At 48.6% G+C, this 17,644-nt stretch carries 12 protein-coding genes; 7 read left to right on the top strand and 5 right to left on the bottom strand.

The features are described 5' to 3' along the window. Nucleotides 1-30: 30 nt before the first annotated feature. Nucleotides 31-1,038, bottom strand: a complete 1,008-nt coding sequence (locus K0H60_RS05825) for a TIGR00341 family protein (RefSeq protein WP_126512663.1) — start codon at nucleotides 1,036-1,038, stop codon at nucleotides 31-33. Nucleotides 1,039-1,238: 200 nt separating this feature from the next. Then, a complete protein-coding gene (locus K0H60_RS05820) occupies nucleotides 1,239-2,162 on the bottom strand; it encodes a LysR family transcriptional regulator (protein ID WP_220057561.1) in 924 nt (307 codons plus the stop codon). 187 nt (nucleotides 2,163-2,349) lie between these two features. On the opposite strand from K0H60_RS05820, the gene K0H60_RS05815 reads away from it, so the two are divergent. Further along, the gene (locus tag K0H60_RS05815; protein WP_220057560.1) at nucleotides 2,350-3,249 is read left to right on the top strand and encodes an MBL fold metallo-hydrolase; all 900 of its coding nucleotides are present in this window, start codon (nucleotides 2,350-2,352) and stop codon (nucleotides 3,247-3,249) included. Between the two features lie 107 nt (nucleotides 3,250-3,356). After that, nucleotides 3,357-4,010 (top strand): DsbA family protein, encoded by a 654-nt coding sequence (locus tag K0H60_RS05810; RefSeq protein WP_220057559.1) that lies wholly within the window; start codon nucleotides 3,357-3,359, stop codon nucleotides 4,008-4,010. A 128-nt stretch (nucleotides 4,011-4,138) separates the two neighbouring features. Here K0H60_RS05810 and K0H60_RS05805 read toward each other — a convergent pair whose 3' ends face one another. Then, entirely contained in the window at nucleotides 4,139-4,459 is a 321-nt protein-coding gene (locus tag K0H60_RS05805) for a TapY2 family type IVa secretion system protein (protein WP_258405792.1), read from the bottom strand. Nucleotides 4,460-4,496: 37 nt separating this feature from the next. Further along, nucleotides 4,497-8,168 carry a PilC/PilY family type IV pilus protein gene (locus K0H60_RS05800; protein WP_220057557.1) on the bottom strand — a complete coding sequence of 1,224 codons (3,672 nt, stop codon included), beginning with the start codon at nucleotides 8,166-8,168 and terminating at the stop codon, nucleotides 4,497-4,499. A 545-nt stretch (nucleotides 8,169-8,713) separates the two neighbouring features. On the opposite strand from K0H60_RS05800, the gene K0H60_RS05795 reads away from it, so the two are divergent. The 4 genes from K0H60_RS05795 to K0H60_RS05780 all read left to right on the top strand — a co-directional run bounded on the left by K0H60_RS05795 (nucleotide 8,714) and on the right by K0H60_RS05780 (nucleotide 15,394). Next, a complete protein-coding gene (locus tag K0H60_RS05795; RefSeq protein ID WP_258405791.1) occupies nucleotides 8,714-9,880 on the top strand; it encodes a metallophosphoesterase in 1,167 nt (388 codons plus the stop codon). Nucleotides 9,881-10,133: 253 nt separating this feature from the next. Beyond that, entirely contained in the window at nucleotides 10,134-10,928 is a 795-nt protein-coding gene (locus tag K0H60_RS05790; RefSeq protein WP_220057556.1) for a substrate-binding periplasmic protein, read from the top strand. Nucleotides 10,929-11,126: 198 nt separating this feature from the next. Beyond that, nucleotides 11,127-12,239, top strand: a complete 1,113-nt coding sequence (locus tag K0H60_RS05785) for an efflux RND transporter periplasmic adaptor subunit (RefSeq protein WP_220057555.1) — start codon at nucleotides 11,127-11,129, stop codon at nucleotides 12,237-12,239. Further along, complete coding sequence (locus K0H60_RS05780; protein WP_220057554.1) at nucleotides 12,239-15,394, top strand: multidrug efflux RND transporter permease subunit; 3,156 nt, start codon at nucleotides 12,239-12,241, stop codon at nucleotides 15,392-15,394. The genes K0H60_RS05785 and K0H60_RS05780 overlap by 1 nt, the downstream gene beginning before the upstream one ends. A 75-nt stretch (nucleotides 15,395-15,469) precedes the next feature. Here K0H60_RS05780 and K0H60_RS05775 read toward each other — a convergent pair whose 3' ends face one another. Then, nucleotides 15,470-16,648: a multidrug effflux MFS transporter gene (locus K0H60_RS05775; RefSeq protein WP_220057553.1), complete on the bottom strand. Its 1,179-nt coding sequence runs from the start codon at nucleotides 16,646-16,648 to the stop codon at nucleotides 15,470-15,472. A gap of 142 nt (nucleotides 16,649-16,790) precedes the next feature. On the opposite strand from K0H60_RS05775, the gene K0H60_RS05770 reads away from it, so the two are divergent. After that, the gene (locus tag K0H60_RS05770; protein ID WP_220057552.1) at nucleotides 16,791-17,558 is read left to right on the top strand and encodes an AraC family transcriptional regulator; all 768 of its coding nucleotides are present in this window, start codon (nucleotides 16,791-16,793) and stop codon (nucleotides 17,556-17,558) included. Nucleotides 17,559-17,644 lie beyond the last annotated feature (86 nt).

The following is a 17,644-nucleotide window of genomic DNA, read 5'->3' as shown; positions in this document are numbered from 1 at the left end:
CTTTCTTTTAATGCACAAAAGTTAAGCCTACTAATCCTGCTCCTGAATCGCTTTAACATCACCATCGCGGTCAATCACATCGACCTGAAAGTAACGCACGCGCACGGTCGCCGGTTTTACTTGGCCCGTCTGCGTCAACTCACTCTCCAGTAGTCGCACAAAGCTGGCATCTGGTTTTTTAATTCCGCCAACGGTGACCCGCACTATCCATTGACTGGCCTCTTCCTCAATCCCAACTTTAATCAACCGCATATTGGGGAACTTGAGTAACTGCTCACTCACAATGCGAGTCACTTTGCTCTCATACAATTGCCTTGCCACCACATTATGCAGATTCACGCTGAGGGCAATGACTAAAATAACCAGCAGGATCAATGTAATGAAGTTACGTTTCAGCAACTCCCACAGTGAGCTTTTTTGCCAAAAATAAAATCCATGAAAACCGTTCAACCACAGCACCACGGAGGACACAAATTGGATGGCGACTATGTTGGTAAACGTCAGTAAGAAGGCTCCTCGGGCGAGTTCAAAATTACCATGACCGAGCAATATCGCCGAGGCACACAGGGGCGGCACTAATGCGGTGGCAATCGCCACTCCCACAAAGGAAGTACTTAACCGCGGCGAAATAGTCGCATAGGCGCCCGCCGCACCGCCCGCAAACGCGACCATTAAATCGAGAAAGTTTGGCGCCGTTCTCGCCATGATCTCCGGCGTGATAGGAATATCGGAATGCAAAAAGCCAATTAAAAAGGCGGTGAAATAAACCAGAATACTCCCCACGATTAAACTCTTAATGGCATGGCGAACTAAGAGTTTTTCTCCTTCGACCAGCCCTAATGCCAAGCCTAAAATGGGGGAAAACAGCATAGCAACAATCATGGCGCCAATGACCACGGCGGCGCTGTTGGCCAAGAGTCCGTAGCTGGCGATGATGGCCGCTAGGGTATTCATCGCCAAAAAGGGCACATCGAGCTGGGCATTGACGCGAATATTCGCGCGGGTAATTTCTTTGTGATCTTTAATATCTTCGCTCATATCGTCTGCTCAGCAAGGGAGGATGGGACCTAAGTTGCACATTTAAAACAAAAATATCCCAATCAATATAGCTGAACAGAAAATAGCCGCAATGGGGTTTAAGCGTCTGGCGCAAAATATAAATCGAAGGAAGGAGTTGAGGCTGAATAGCCGTTTCGAAGCGACTTTATCTTGGAGCTGAGTCGTGCAAGATCACGCCCTTAAATTGTCCCGTTAAAATGCTGCACTAGCATATCCATCATCACCCTTAATGCGGGCTGCATATGTTTGCGGGATTGATACACCCCATACACGCCTAGGGATTGAGGTTTATATTCCCGCAGCAATGGCACTAATGCTCCCGAATCGAGGTGTGGTTTTGCCGCCCACAGGGGCTGCATGGCAATTCCCTCCCCCGCCAAAGTGGCGTTTAACACCACCATAGAGTCATTGGCACTTAGGTTGCCCTTCACCGGAATATTGAATATCTGCCCGACTTCCTGCGTTGGCGTTGCCTTCGCAGCGATAGGCGTTTGAGTGAATCGCCACATCACATCGCCAAAGTAGGAATAGGTTAGGCAGTTATGCCGAGTTAAATCCTCGGGATGCGTGATGGCCGAATGGCTGGCAAGATAACTCGGTGCCGCGCACACCACAGACTCACACTCGCCTAAACGTCTGGCGATAAGCGTAGGGTCGAGTTCGTTGGTGATACGAATGGCAAGATCGATTCGTTCAGCCACTAAATCAACGGTTTGACTCGTCACATGAAAATTCACACTCGCCTGCGGGTATTGGGCTAAATAAGGGCGCACAACGCTGGGGAGGAGTAAATGCGCCATAAATTGCGAGCAGCTGATCCGCAGTAGCCCTCGGGGCTGGGCACTCTGAGCATGACTGACGGCGGGGACTTCCTGCGCCAACTCAAGCAAACGCTGGCAGTAATCGAGCACTTGCTCGCCCGCACTGGTCAAGCTCAAACGTCTCGTCGAGCGGTGCAATAAACGGGCGCCCGACCATTCTTCCATCTCTGCCAAGTAACGGGTCACCATGGAGCGCGACATATCTAACGCCTCGGCAGCGCCAATCATGCTCCCCCGTTCGACAATAGTCACAAACACCTTTGCCGCTTCGAGTCTATCCATGGTTTATTCCCCTTGTGGATTAGTTTGCACTAGATTCTCGGCTTTCAACGCTAATTCGTCCGAATTATGCAACAAATAAGCGCAACTTTCCGTGTTTATCTAACGTTTTTTGCAACCTAAACTAAGCTCACTTTTGCAGCAGTGCAAATCACCGAATGCCTATTTGAATGAATAAGTGAGAACTGAAATGACACTATTGAATAACCTAAGCTTAGCCAGCTTCAAACCCCAATTCGCCGCTGCAATGTTGGTGGCAGGAATGGCTACGGCGCAGGCCGCACCTTTGCAAGTGAGCCATTTTAATCCGGGTGAAAACAGCATCTTTGCCGTGTCCTCCAGCTTTATCAGTGGCGAGCATGAAATGATGTTGGTCGATGCTCAGTTCCAAAAAAATGATGCCCAGACCTTAGTGAATACCATTAAGGCCAGCGGTAAAAAACTCACCTTGGTTTATATCAGCCACAGCGATCCTGACTTTTACTTTGGGTTGGATGTGATTAAGCAAAACTTTCCCGAGGTAGAAATCGTCGCCATCCAAACCACGGTCGATGATATTAAAGCCTCGATGGAGGGCAAACTCGCCTACTGGGGACCGATTTTAAAGGACAATGCGCCGAGCCAATTAGTGTTGCCAAAGGTGGTGACAACCAATAGCTTTAGTATCGACGGCGAACAAGTGCTGATTGAAGGTCTAGAGGATGCTCATCCTAAGCATACTTTCCTGTGGGTACCTTCGGCTAAGACCATCACTGGCGGAGTTGAAGTATTTGATAATACCCATGTTTGGATAGCTGATACCCAAAGTATCGAGTCTCGCCAGGCTTGGTTAGCCCATTTAGATAAAATGAGCGCCCTCTCCCCCGAAACAGTGATCCCTGGCCATTATCTTGGCAAAGCGAGATTTGATCAGCGCGCGATTAGCTTTACCCGCGACTATATTCATGCCTTTGAAAATGCGGCTAAAACAGCAAAAAATTCTGCGGACTTAATCGCCAAGATGCTCGCACTCTACCCACAAATCCCCAGCGATGTGGGCCTTGAGATCAGCGCCAAAGTGATTATGGGTGAAATGCGCTGGCCCATGTAAGCGCATCGGGGCATGGTATTCCTTACCCCATTCACTCTGATGTAAGCCTCGGTTAGCACTCAAGCAAAAACCAAAGTTCAGTTCAGCTCGTTTTATAGGAAGTCCCCATGAATACCACTGAAAATCCACAAGCCGTTTTACATGCCATTATAGATCCTCTGTGCGGTTGGTGTTATGCGGCCGCACCGCTGTTTGATGCCGCAGCCGCTGCCGGATTTACTATCAAACTCCACGCGGGCGGCATGCTCACAGGCCCAAGACGTAAACAGATTGATAATCAATGGCGCGACTATGTGATGCCCCATGACCAACGTATTGCCGCGCTAACCGGACAAGCCTTTGGTGAGAACTACTACGAAGGCCTATTGCGTGATACGAGTATCCTATTGGATTCGGCGCCGCCCATCAGGGCGTTACTCGCTGTGGCCGCCTTAGGTGGCGATGATTTAGCCTACTTACATGCGGTGCAGCTCGCCCATTATCGCGATGGCAAGTGCGCGAGCGATGAAAATAACCTGCATCTTTTAGCGGAAAAATTGGGGATAGATGGCGCCGCCTTCGCCCGGGAATACGCCGAAAATGAAGAAGCCCTTTATCAACATATCGTCGCTTCGCGGGCATTAATGAATCAGCTCGGCGCCCAAGGGTTTCCCTCCGTGGCGCTAGAGACCAGTGAAGGCCACTTAAAGCTTATCAATCACAGCCGCTTTTACGGTCAACCTTCGAAGTGGCTTGAATATCTGAAAGAGCAGCTATCCTGATCGGCAGCGTTCTTATCAAGTTGGTGTTTAAAAGCATACGCCTTAGGAAGTTTACTACCTAAGGCGTAATATTTTAGTCCTGAGCACAAAGCAATGAGCTAAGTCTTTTTAAAAACTTAGACAATCGGTTAACCTTGGTTTTCGGGAGCAAGCTCGGCTTGCTTGGCCTCTTCTAGGGTAAAACTCTCCGTCTTTTTTACGCATTCCAGCACCGTCTTAACATAGAGTGCTATCGGTTTATCCTGTGGTAAACGGGGTAATTTTGTTCCGGGTAAAGACAGTTGATACTGCTCGACTTTAGATTCAAACCAGGAGAAACGCATCAGCTTAAATCCTTGATTCGTTTCTAAATAGCATTTGTAATCCTGTCGTTTCTCTTTTTCTGCCGCCATCGCAGGCCATTGAAGCCCCCACAACAGCAACAGACAAACGGCACCATATTTCATCATCAAGCTATCACTCATATTGATTTATTAAGGCTTTGCATTATTGATCTACGTAGTAGTAAATCTTGTTTGCCTTAGGCCCACTGCCGATACACTTAGGATTACCGCTCTCGCAAGTCGCCTCCTCAGGCACCGCCTTACCAATCCCAATCAAAAACATATCAGGAGTGGGAGCCTTAGCATTGGGGTCATCGGGCTGCGCAGCCGGGGGGATGACCAATTGCGGCGTATCCAAAACCAGTTCACCGGCATACAAGAAATCGGTTCTGTAGCCATTTGTGCCTTTGTGTAAGTTCTTTTTATAGAGGTAGCCCTTACCCGAACTCAAACATTGGTTCACCGAAGCATCACTGCCTGGCACAAAACTGGTGAAATACACCTCGCCCTGAACTATGGTCGCAGAAGATAGACTCTTTTCACCTTTGCGGGAGAAGTTATAGTACCAGCCCCGCTTTTGACCAAAAGCGATTTCGCTGGCTTTATCATTTGGCGCCGCCGTAGTTACATCGTATAAGTCACTTAAGGTTAAGGCGCTCGGCACTGGCTTTTGATTAGGTTTACCTTGGAATGATTGAGTCACTATGTTCCTATCTTGCAAGGCAAAAAACATATCCGAACGGGATGCATCGCTAGGTTTCGCCCTATGACCGCTGCCTACAACTACGGCATCGTAGGGAATATTCTGCTTCGTCACTGTCTTGGTCGATTTCCCATTCACCACCTGAGTCAACTCAAAGGTATTGGTGACCATGGTCTGCGCAACCGTCGCTCCAGAGAAGAATCGCCTATCCCCAGCCACCGAACTCCTATCCCCTAATGCGGCAAATTTAAATCCCGACCAAGTCGAAGTATTTGCCGAAGGCATGTCCATTCGCCACACATTCCCTTGGGTGTCTGTGGCATAAATCCTATCCGTTCTACCATCGCCATTACCGTCTAACACGGCAACACTGCTCGGAATACTGTTCGCAATCCCCGGCAATTGGGTATTGGCGCCATTGCCACCAAATTGATGAATTAATGCCCCCGTTTCGGCATCGACAATAAACACGCCTCGGCCTTGGCTATCGTCGCTGCCAATCTCGGCGCCATCCTTGGTCGCGGGGGTATATCCCGCCCCGAAGATAAGCACAGGTTTATCCCCAGTGGCACTCGGAATCGTGGTGACGACAGGTGTCGACCAGGATTGACCTAACTCGCCCATTCCCGGTGAGCTGGCATCAATCCTCCACATAAAACTAGGATTATCGGGAGAGGTGATATCGAGGGCATAATAAGCATTTCCCCCACGGCGCATCCCCACAAACACCCACGCTTTTTCAATACGTTTGCCCTGCATTTTGGTGTAAGCGACTGGCGAGCCATCAATACCGTATACCGAGTGTACGCCCGTTGGCGCGTTCGCCTTCAGATCGCGAAAATTCGGCAGCAACTCATAGGGGATAACCCCCCAAGTCTCAGACACGCTATCGCCTTCATCCTTGAACATATGCAGGAACCCATGGTTAGTCCCCACGATAATCCGAATATCGGGCTGGTCTTCAGAGCCAAAATTGAGTGCTAAGGGTTTGGAATGTAAAGCATCCCCCATAATATCGGCGCGCCAATTGGGGGTTGCGCCACTCGCGGCACTGAGGTCCTGATTCTTGTCATTATCGACATCGATGCCCTTGGCCCAATCAAAATGCTCGCTAAGCTCAGTTTCATCGACCCCCATATACAAGGCCAAACGGGCATCGCCCCCCGCTTTGCGAGAGGCATTCGACAGGGTAAATGGGCTTAATCCCGTGCCTAAATTACTGTACAAGGTGCGACTACTCGCCTGCTGCATTGCACCTAGCACGCCACCCCGCTTCACATCGTTACCATCGCCACTCGCACCACACTCTTCGGCCGAGGTCCAATAGGAGCAGGCCTCGGCTTTGATGTTGCCATCTTCACCTATCGCATTGTTGCCTTTGCTATCGACAACATCACCACTACTGGTCACCTTAAATTTCTTGATATTGCCTAACCATCTCGGCCCTTTGTTCGGCAAAAACATAGAGTAATAAGCGGAATCAAAGGTTTGTGTTCGGTTAAAGTTATTACTTGCCACCGAGGGAGAGGTAAAGCTGGCATTTTTTTCGAGGATATTGTTCAGGGCAGTTTGTAATGAAGAGCGTAATTTACTGGCATCGGTCGCATCGAAATACTTACCTCCGCCATTTTCGGCGGTCTGCTTCAGCAAATGTTCGGCACTGGCGGCACCTTCACTAAAGCCGATGGTAAAGGTTCTAACGGTTTGTTTACCCTCAGAATTAGGATTGACGTCTTCGTTTCTCATCCAGCCCGAAAGCGCACTGAGGTAGCTGACGGGGCTTGAGGTATGTTTCCCCACTCCTTTGGTTAACTGCTCCACCAAACCATCGGCCGCGTTATCCAACGTGGGTTCACCGTCGGTGATATAGATGATATAGGCTTCATTTTGGCAACGTTTGAAGGGCGAATTATAGTTATTAGTCCCCACGGCTAATGCTTCTGGATCGGTAAAAGGGTTTCTTTTCGCTTCGTAAGTTCCCTGATAGCGCCCCCAGCGGTCGTAATAATGGTAATCGCTGTCGTCGTCACCAAAATACTGACTCTGCCCGCCGAAATAGCGGTACGCCTCATAGAGGGTTTCGCATAAGGGGGTATTTTGGGCGTAGTTAATATCATTAATCCCTTTAAGCAGATCAATTTTAGCTGCAGCGGACATCGGCTTAATCCCAGAGATAATCCGCCCACCGTCACGCTGCCCATCATAGGGGCCATTCATATTGAAAATCGCTAGACCAAAATCCACACCCGGCGTGGTTAAAATCACACTTTCAATGGCATCTTTAGCCAAGGCCAGTCGCGTTTTATTGACCCTAGTTTTAGGACCATGCAGCCAGTTTAAGTAATCTTCGGTATAGACGGTAACCACTTTACCAGTACCAAACGCGGTCTTTTCCGCCTTCGCCTTGGCCGCGGACTTTACACTGTCTGACGAGCTAGTACTTGCCTTAGTGTAACGAACCGGTTTGCTCGCCGTCCCTAAGCTATCCACGGGTAAACCTTGGGCTTCACCTGCCGCGTTACCGAACTTGTTTTCCTGAATATCCTCAAAACAGTCGACGGCGGAAATGGAACTGCCGTTAAGCTCTGAAAACTCTCTCCAAGACCCCGAGCTTCCCGAAAAACCATATTCCCTAAAGAACCCCGTAAAGGTGCCGTAACGATTCAGATATTCCCATGAGCTTTCGCAGCCATTGAGAGCCCCTTTGAACTTACGTTTTTCCCGCCCTGAATTAGGGTTGGGCGCAGCCGCGTTTTCCGATGAGCCTCGGCTATAGAATAAATTACCCGATTGGGCATAATTTACATCGCGCTTATTCTCGTAGGGCGCCTCGACATCATAGGCGAGACTGCTCATGCTGCCCGAGTTGTCGAAAATAATCAGCACCTGCGGACGCGAGCCATTACGGGCGGACGCTTCGAAAACATAAAGCTCAGTATCATCGGCGTGAGTCGGCGCCATAAATAAACTGGCCGCACTCACAATTACACTCGACAGAATAAGAGAAATGACTGACGTTAACGTATGGCAAACGTTTTGTGGTCGAGAGTTAAGGGATATCAGTGAAGAAGCACGAGCAATAGAGAATACCAACCGATTATGTGGCTGGCATTTAAATAAAAACGGAATCATACGGTATGCATATCTGTTATTTAGATAAAAATAAAAACACTTTCACCTAGGATTTAATATTTTAAATCGCACGATTTAAAATAGAAAAGCAAAAATTACCGAATGAAGCACAGTAAAATCATACCATTAGGCGATACTCGTGACTTTTACCACTATCAACACTTATTTGGCAATAAATAAACAAAAATATTTAAACCTCAACACAAATATCCACATATCAGCGTTAATCAAACATTGTCACCCAATCAACTAAGTGGAATAAATCGATATGAACAGGTTTAAAAATAACCGTATACAGCACGATTAAAATAACGATGTAAATTTAAATAGAATATTTATTTAAATGGTTTTGATAAAAATAAATTCACTCTCATTTAAAACGCAGTATTCAATATAAACTCTCAAGTTCTCTTTGAGATAAGCATGACTTTCAATCGCTTACCCATGAACAGATCCCCTCTTGATGACTCTTGCCGCATTCAATTATTAACATTATGCTAACCAGCCCTAAATTGGTGGCGTAAAACAATAATAAGGAACTTCGAATGCGCATACTCTCCGAATCAGGCCTACCCCATGCCAACAGCCCATCGCGGGATGTGTGTTCGTCCGTATTAACCCCAAAGCGCCGCACGCTCGCCGCTCAGGGAGTTTTATTCTCACTGCTCAGTTTATTTTCCTTTGCCAGTTACAGTGCACAACCAATCCTTACGGAATCGTCCGTCACCGATGGCCCCTATGTGTTTCTCGACCAAGGAAAAGAAAACACTGCCTACTGGATCTGCCAGAGTGAGTTAAAACAGACACCTATCGCAAACAATCAATTGGCTCGCCCAAACGATTGCGGCAACTTGCCACAGCCTGTACGCCATAACGCAGCGCCTCAAGTTGAAGCCGATACTTACACCCATGCGGGTAAAATTGTGGCCTTAAGCGATGTGCATGGCCAATTTGACGTGATGATTAATTTACTTAAAGCCCACAAGATTATTGATGAAAATAATCATTGGGCCTTTGGTGATGGCCATATGGTGATGACAGGCGATATGTTCGATCGCGGTCATCAAGTCAACGAAGTTCTGTGGTTTTTATATGAGTTAGATAAGGAGGCGCAAGCCGCCGGCGGTCGTTTACATTTACTTATGGGTAACCACGAGCAAATGGTGTTTCGCGGCGACTTACGCTATATCAATGAGCGTTACAAAACCTCAGCCAAATTGCTTAATCGCAGCTATGATGCGCTCTACAATAAAGACACCGAAATCGGCCGTTGGCTTCGCAGTAAAAACACTCTGGTGAAGATCAACAATCTGCTATTTATGCACGGTGGAATAAGCCCTGAGTGGGTCGAGCGTAAACTCAATATCAGCGATGCCAACCAGTTATTTCGCCAACATTTAGACGATAAAAAAGAAGAGCTAAAACAAAACGATCTGTTGAACTTCCTGTTTTTCACCAACGGCCCGACTTGGTACCGAGGCTACTTTAAAGACGCACTTAGCGAGCAAGAGATTGACCAGATCCTTAACTATTTTAAGGTTGACCACATCATAGTCGGCCACACCTCGCAGGATCGGGTTCTAGGGCTTTACCATAATAAAATCATTGCGATAGATAGCAGCATAAAGAATGGTCAATCTGGCGAGCTATTGCTGATAGACAAAGATAAACTTACCCGCGGCCTCTATCAGGGTGAGCAAGTACAACTTTAAGCCATTAGAAGAAAATTAAAGGATTAAGGGCTTATGGCATTTCCCCATAAGCCCTATTTTTTCGAGGCGATGATTCGACAAAATATCCATTTCTCGCTGTAGTTATGGGTAGTGATTACCATAGTTATTGCCATACTTATCGCCACTGCCGTTGTCATAGCTCTCACCATAATAACAACCACACAAAATTCCCACTCAAGGTTCAAACAGCCCCTATACTCAGCAAAGTGACGCTTTATTTTAAGGGACGAGTATGAACCTCAAGTCGCTAATCAAGATTAGCCTTGTATTGCAGCTCTTAGGATTATCCGCACCCAGTTTAGCGGGGCGAGAGTTAACGCTCGTGGCGACTAACTATCCTCCCTTTTATACCAGTGAGTTACCCGACCAAGGCGGCGTCGCGCTTGTGGTCAAAGAAGCCTTTAAACGTCGCGGCTACAATGCCAGTGTCAAATTCTATCCCTTCGCTCGGGCAGCCTTGCTTGTTAAAACCGGCCAAGTCGATGGCATTATTGGCCTTTGGTATCGCAAAGAACGTGAGCAATGGGCGCACTATTCCGATCCCATCCAAGCAGTCCAAATTGTGTTCTATAAACGCAAGGATAATCCGTTAAGTTTTAGTCAATTAACTGAACTAAAGCCCTTTACCATAGGCATTGGCCGCGGCTATGCCAATCCGCCCGAGATAGCTGGTGCGGGACTCACAACAGAGGAAGGTAATTCAGATGAGATGAATCTTAAGAAATTATTTCTAAAACGCATCGACTTAGTCTTAATAGGTCACAACCTTGCTGAGTATTTAATCAAACAACATGGCGATGAATATACCGACGCCTTCGAGCAGGTTGGCGATCCTATCGCGACTGAAGTATTTCATTTAGGGGTTTCCTTGGCCGTTAGCGATCAAACAACCTTAGTGGCAGAGTTTAACAAAGGCCTTGAATCGATGAAGAAAGATGGCCGTTTAGCCACTATTTTAAGCCGATTCCCCCAACTTCTATCCACTTCAGATCCGATAGAAAAAATACGAACACAAGCACGTCCTTAGCCCGATAACTAGGCTATTTTAGCCACGCCCACACAGCCTGAAAAAATTGTTGGCCGTCTTTTCGACAAAAACACAATTTCTTTCACTTTCGTGCGCTTAACTTTACAAAGTTTTACTCACCTGATGACGGTTATTCACTAGAATAGCGCCATTAGTGCGATCGCCTCTTAACCGTCTTTGTGCGAGATAATTATTCCAATGAAAAAAACCATAATAGCCATTGCCTTAATTGCTGCGGTTGCCACCGCTGTGAGTTTTAGTGATGTACTGCAGGCGGCCAAACCCGAAAGTGCGCCCCATTTAATGCGCACTGTACCTGTGGTCACAGGAGAAGTGGTTGAACATCCACTGGCACAATCGATTTCACTCATAGGTAAACTCGCCGCCGATCGTGCCGTGGTTATCGCGCCGCAAGTCACTGGTAAAATTAAACAAATCGCCGTTACCTCGAATCAGGCGGTCAAGAAGGGTCAGCTACTTATCGAACTCGATGATATGAAAGCCCAGGCCGCAGTAGCCGAGGCCAATGCCTTTTTAAATGATGAAACCCGTAAACTCAGGGAATTTGAAAAACTCATCAGCCGCAACGCCATCACCCAAACCGAAATCGATGCGCAAAAGGCCAGCGTCGATATCGCTAGAGCCCGACTCGCCTCGGCGCAGGCGGATTTACATTACCATTCACTAATCGCTCCCTTTGCTGGCAAAACCGGCCTGATTAACTTCAGTGAAGGTAAAATGGTGAGCATTGGCACAGAGCTGATGACCCTAGATGACTTATCCAGCATGCGACTCGACCTACAAGTGCCCGAACATTTTCTGTCACAGCTCAGCATTGGCATGCCCGTCTCGGCGACCAGCCGCGCCTGGCCGGGAGAAACCTTTATCGGCAAAGTGGTCGCCATCGATCCCCGCGTCAATGAAGAAACCTTAAACCTGAAGATCCGCGTGCAATTTGAAAACGCGAAAAACCGTTTAAAGCCCGGCATGATGATGTCATCGACCATCACCTTCCCGCCAATTTCCGCCCCGATTGTACCTGTGCAAGCCTTAGAATATTCAGGCACTAAGCGCTACGTGTATGTGGTGGGTGAGGACCATATCGCCCATCGCACCGAAGTGATTTTAGGTGCCCGCGTGGGTGACCAAGTGCTTATCGATTCGGGCCTTAAGATTGGCGACAAAGTGGTGGTGCAAGGGCTAGTGAATATGCGCGATGGCTTAAAAATCAATGAAGTGGTGCTCGAAGCCAAAAACGATGCTAACCGTCCAGCAGCCAAGTCAGACGTCAACACCTCGGAGACGAAATAATGTGGCTGTCCGATGTATCCGTTAAGCGCCCCGTCGTCGCGATCGTATTAAGCTTATTGCTGTGCGTCTTTGGCTTAGTGTCCTTCACTAAACTGTCGGTGCGGGAAATGCCCGATGTCGAAAGCCCAGTAGTGACCGTCAGTACCAGCTACTCCGGCGCTTCGGCCGCGATTATGGAAAGCCAAATCACTAAGACCCTCGAAGATGAACTCACGGGGATCAGCGGCATCGATGAAATCACCTCTACCACCCGTAATGGCAGCTCGCGGATCACAGTGAAATTCCTGCTCGGTTGGAACTTAACCGAAGGCGTGAGTGATGTGCGTGACGCCGTGGCCCGCGCCCAGCGCCGCCTGCCCGAAGATGCCAATGATCCTGTAGTCTCTAAGGACAATGGCTCCGGCGAGCCGTCCGTCTATGTCAACTTAAGCTCCAGTGTAATGGACAGAACTCAGCTGACCGATTACGCCCAGCGCGTATTAGAAGACAGATTCAGCCTGATCAGTGGCGTGAGTTCCATCAGCATCTCGGGCGGTCTGTACAAGGTGATGTACGTCAAGCTCAGACCCGAGCAAATGGCGGGACGCAATGTCACAGTCACCGACATTATTAACGCCCTGCGTAAAGAAAACGTCGAAACCCCGGGCGGTCAAGTACGTAACGATACCACTGTGATGTCGGTGCGCACCAAGAGACTCTATTACACCCCGAAGGATTTTGACTATTTAGTGGTACGCACCGCCAGCGATGGCACACCTATCTATCTTAAGGATGTGGCGGATGTGGCCGTTGGTGCCCAGAACGAAAACTCCACCTTTAAGAGCGATGGTATCGTTAACTTAAGCTTGGGTGTCATCACTCAGTCCGATGCGAACCCTTTAATTGTGGCGCAGGAAGTCCATAAAGAAGTCGATAGAATTCAAGACTTTCTCCCCGAAGGCACAAGCCTAGTGGTGGACTTTGACTCGACCGTCTTTATCGACCGCTCAATTAACGAGGTATACAACACCCTCTATGTCACCGGCGCCCTTGTGGTATTAGTGCTGTATATCTTTATCGGCCAAGCCAGAGCGACCCTCATCCCAGCGGTGACAGTACCTGTGTCGCTGATCTCGGCCTTTATTGCCGCCAATATGTTTGGCTACTCGATTAACCTCTTGACTCTGATGGCATTAATTCTCGCTATCGGTCTTGTCGTCGACGATGCCATCGTAGTGGTAGAGAACATCTTCCATCATATTGAGCGTGGTGAAGAACCGCTACTCGCCGCTTACAAAGGCACGCGGGAAGTGGGCTTTGCGGTTGTGGCCACCACCGCCGTGTTAGTCATGGTGTTCCTGCCGATTTCCTTTATGGAGGGCATGGTCGGTTTACTCTTTACCGAGTTCTCTGTGATGCTGGCAGTCTCAGTGCTGTTTTCCTCACTTATCGCCCTGACACTCACGCCAGTACTGAGTAGCAAACTGCTCAAGGCCAATGTTAAACCGAACCGTTTCAATCGTTTCGTCGACAGTGGTTTTGCCCGCATGGAAAAGGTTTACCGTGTTGGGGTGACTCAGGCGATCCGTTTTAAATGGTTGGCGCCACTGGTGATCCTCGCCTGCGTTGGCGGCAGTGCTTGGTTGATGCAGCAAGTGCCCTCACAGTTAGCACCGCAGGAAGACCGCGGCGTACTGTTCGCCTTCGTAAAAGGTGCCGAAGGCACCAGCTATAACCGTATGACGGCGAACATGGACATAGTCGAAGACCGACTGATGCCCCTGCTCGGACAAGGTGTATTACGTTCTTTTAGCGTGCAAGCCCCCGCCTTCGGTGGTCGCGCTGGCGATCAAACCGGCTTTGTGATCATGCAGTTAGAGGACTGGGAACATCGTCATGTCACGGCGCAGCAAGCCCTTGGCATTATCAGCAACGCCTTAAAAGACATTCCCGACGTGATGGTTCGCCCTATGATGCCAGGCTTTAGGGGTCAATCGAGTGAGCCAGTACAATTCGTTCTCGGCGGCTCAGATTATGCCGAGCTGTTTAAATGGGCGCAGCTATTAAAAGAAGAAGCCAACGCCAGCCCTATGATGGAAGGCGCGGATTTAGACTATGCCGAAACCACGCCGGAGCTTATCGTTACCGTCGATAAAGAACGGGCGGCAGAGCTTGGGATCAGCGTAGATGAAGTCTCACAAACCTTAGAAGTGATGCTCGGCGGTCGTAAAGAAACCACCTATGTCGACCGAGGCGAAGAGTACGATGTGTATCTGCGCGGCGATGAAAACAGCTTTAACAACGTCGGCGATTTGAGCCAAATCTATATGCGCTCGGCCAAGGGTGAATTAGTGACGCTCGATACCCTAACCCATATCGAAGAAGTCGCATCGGCACAAAAACTTAGCCATACCAATAAACAAAAATCGATCACCCTTAAGGCCAACATCAGTAAAGGCTACACCTTGGGCGAAGCCTTAAAGTTTTTGGATAATAAGGCCATTGAGTTATTACCTAAGGATATTTCCATCGGTTATACCGGCGAATCTAAGGACTTTAAAGAAAACCAGAGCAGCATCTTAATCGTGTTCGGTTTAGCACTCCTAGTGGCTTATCTGGTACTGGCGGCGCAATTTGAAAGTTTTATCAATCCCTTAGTGGTGATGTTTACCGTGCCTATGGGGGTATTCGGTGGCTTCCTCGGCCTGTTGGTCACCAGTCAAGGCATTAACATCTATAGCCAGATTGGGATGATCATGTTGATTGGTATGGTGACTAAAAACGGTATCTTAATCGTCGAGTTTGCCAACCAATTGCGTGACCGAGGTTTAGCCCTAGACAAAGCCATTATCGACGCCTCGACTCGTCGCTTACGCCCAATTCTGATGACAGCCTTCACTACCTTAGTGGGTGCTGTGCCGCTGATCTTCTCATCGGGAGCGGGCTCTGAGAGTCGGATTGCCGTGGGTACTGTGGTGTTCTTCGGCATGGCCTTCGCCACCTTTGTGACCCTGTTCGTGATCCCGGCTATGTACCGTTTAATCTCGGCCGCAACCCATTCACCGGGTTATGTTGAGGCGAAACTCGAAGCGGCCATCAAAGCTCAAGAATTAGCGGCTCAAGAATTAGCAGCGCAAGAGGCGGCCAAACAACAGGAACACACTGCCAAAGCCTAGCACGAGACAGTAAAGCGAAACGGCATAAGGTTTGTTAAAACCATAAAGCCAAGGGAATCACCCTTGGCTTTTTATTTACGCTCGAGACGACTTCCCTCTTCGCACTGTCCTGCCTGCCAAACCCGCATATCCAAGCCCAACACATAGCAGCGCCGCGAAGGTAATAACGCCCCCAAGATGGCTTACCATGCCCGCACCGCCTAAACCTAGCCCCAACAGAATGTAATAAAACAGTCCAAACAGCGCACCCGCGGAACCTGCATAAGCGCGGTAATTTGCCAGCGCCGAGCTCAAGATATTAGGAATCGCAATCCCATAAGCAATTACAATCCACAGCATGGATAGTAAGAAGTAAACATTATTCAAACCAATATCAGTCGATTGGAACAGCCAAATACCGAGTCCTCCGAATAGTGCCATAAGGCTTGCTAACCGCACCAATCGCACACTGGAATAGCCTCTACCCAGCAATTGTTTATTAAAGTAACTGCCAAGGAATGCGCCAAAGCCTAATAACAACCCACTGGCACCGAAGGCAAGCGTCGACAACCCTCGCGCCTCAAACATAAATGGCGCCAGTGAAAAGTAGCTAAACCACATCAAGTTAAATGAGGCCACCAGCAAGGTGTTTTTAATTATCCCGCTGTCGGTAAGCATCTTAATAGCTAACTCAACTATCGCGATTTTTTGGGTGTGTTCAGGCTTGGTTTCGGGCAAAGATTTTACCGACAAAAACAACAACACAATCGCCGAAGCCATCAGGGCGACAAACACCCCTTGATATCCCCAATAAGCACTGAGGACGCTCCCCAATAGCAATCCGATAATCGGGCTGATCCCAAGAGACATGCCCATCACAGAAAAGACTTTCGCGAGTTCGTCCCCGTTGTAACTGTCACGCATCATGGTTTGAGTGATGACAGAACCCACTGCTGCACCAAAGGCCGATAATACCCGAGCGAGCAACAACAGGGTAAAGTCGCTAATCATCAATGCGAAGGCAGAGCCAATGGCATAACAGAGTAAGCCCGCAAGCATGGCGTTGCGGCGACCAATGATGTCGGCTAAACGACCCCAACAAAATACGCCTACAGCAAAGGCGATAAAGTACACAGATAAGGTTTGCGAGGCGCTGGCAACAGACACCGCAAAGTTTTCTGCAATATAAGGCAACGCCGGGCTATAGATGGTTTCCATAATTTGCGGAAACATCATCAAGAGTACGCACAGCCAGAGTGGTGGTTTTATTTTCATGATTTTATCTGCGTTTTAGCTTTCAGGGTTAACCGATAAACCAAAACGGCGCTCCATACTTGTCAAAGAGGGCGCAGTATAGATAGGATCCCTAAGTGACAATTAACGACACTTAGACAAAAAACATCAAAAATAAGACAACATGGCCTTTATTCAACCCGAGCAGCAATTTAATCCCGATGCCTTAGACAACCTAGTGATCGGCATTGCCGCCGAAATGGGCGAGCATGACTCAGGCGTACATCAGCATCGCAAGGCTCAGTTGCTCTACTCATCGGCGGGATGTATGCGGTTTAACTTAGCCGACACTCAAGTCGTGTTGCCGCCAACCCGTGCGGCTTGGCTGCCCGCAGGCGTGGTCCACCAAGTCACAATGCGCAATGTTGTGGCCTATCGCTCACTCTACTTTGAGCCTGAGACCGTGGCGTCTTTGCCGGATAACGTCACGATTTTCCATGTGAATCCGTTACTCAAAGCGTTAATCGACACTATGTCCTTTTGGCCTTGGGACAAACCCAGACACAGCCAGCACAATGCCTTTGCCCTGCTGATTGAAGAGTTAGTCAATGCGGATGCAGAGAATTTAAGCTTACCCCTGCCCAAAGACAAACGGCTGCAGAGCTGGCTTAAGCAATTGCAGCAACAGCAAAAAATCCCCGCCAGCTTGCAGGATATGGCCACTGAAATTGGCGCCAGCGAACGCACCATCAGCCGTATTTTTAGCAACGAAACGGGCATGGCTTATCAGGCGTGGCGACAGCAATGGCGCTTACTATCAGCTATTGAGCAATTAGCTGCGGGCACCTCGGTGGCACAGGTGGGATTTAACTTACAGTTTTCCAGCGACAGCGCCTTTATCAGCTTTTTTAAACAATATACCGGCACCACTCCGGCGCAATATTTTAGATAATCAATCCTTTAACCTAACTAAATTCGTTAAGCGCAGCGACACACGGTAATTCCCGATTAGACCATTGCCGTTTTGTCTGCTCGCGC

It is taken from the genome of Shewanella mangrovisoli (genome assembly GCF_019457635.1).
Lineage (GTDB): Bacteria > Pseudomonadota > Gammaproteobacteria > Enterobacterales > Shewanellaceae > Shewanella > Shewanella mangrovisoli.
Note: the sequence above shows the minus strand (reverse complement) of the source record. Positions and strands in the feature narration are given on the sequence as shown.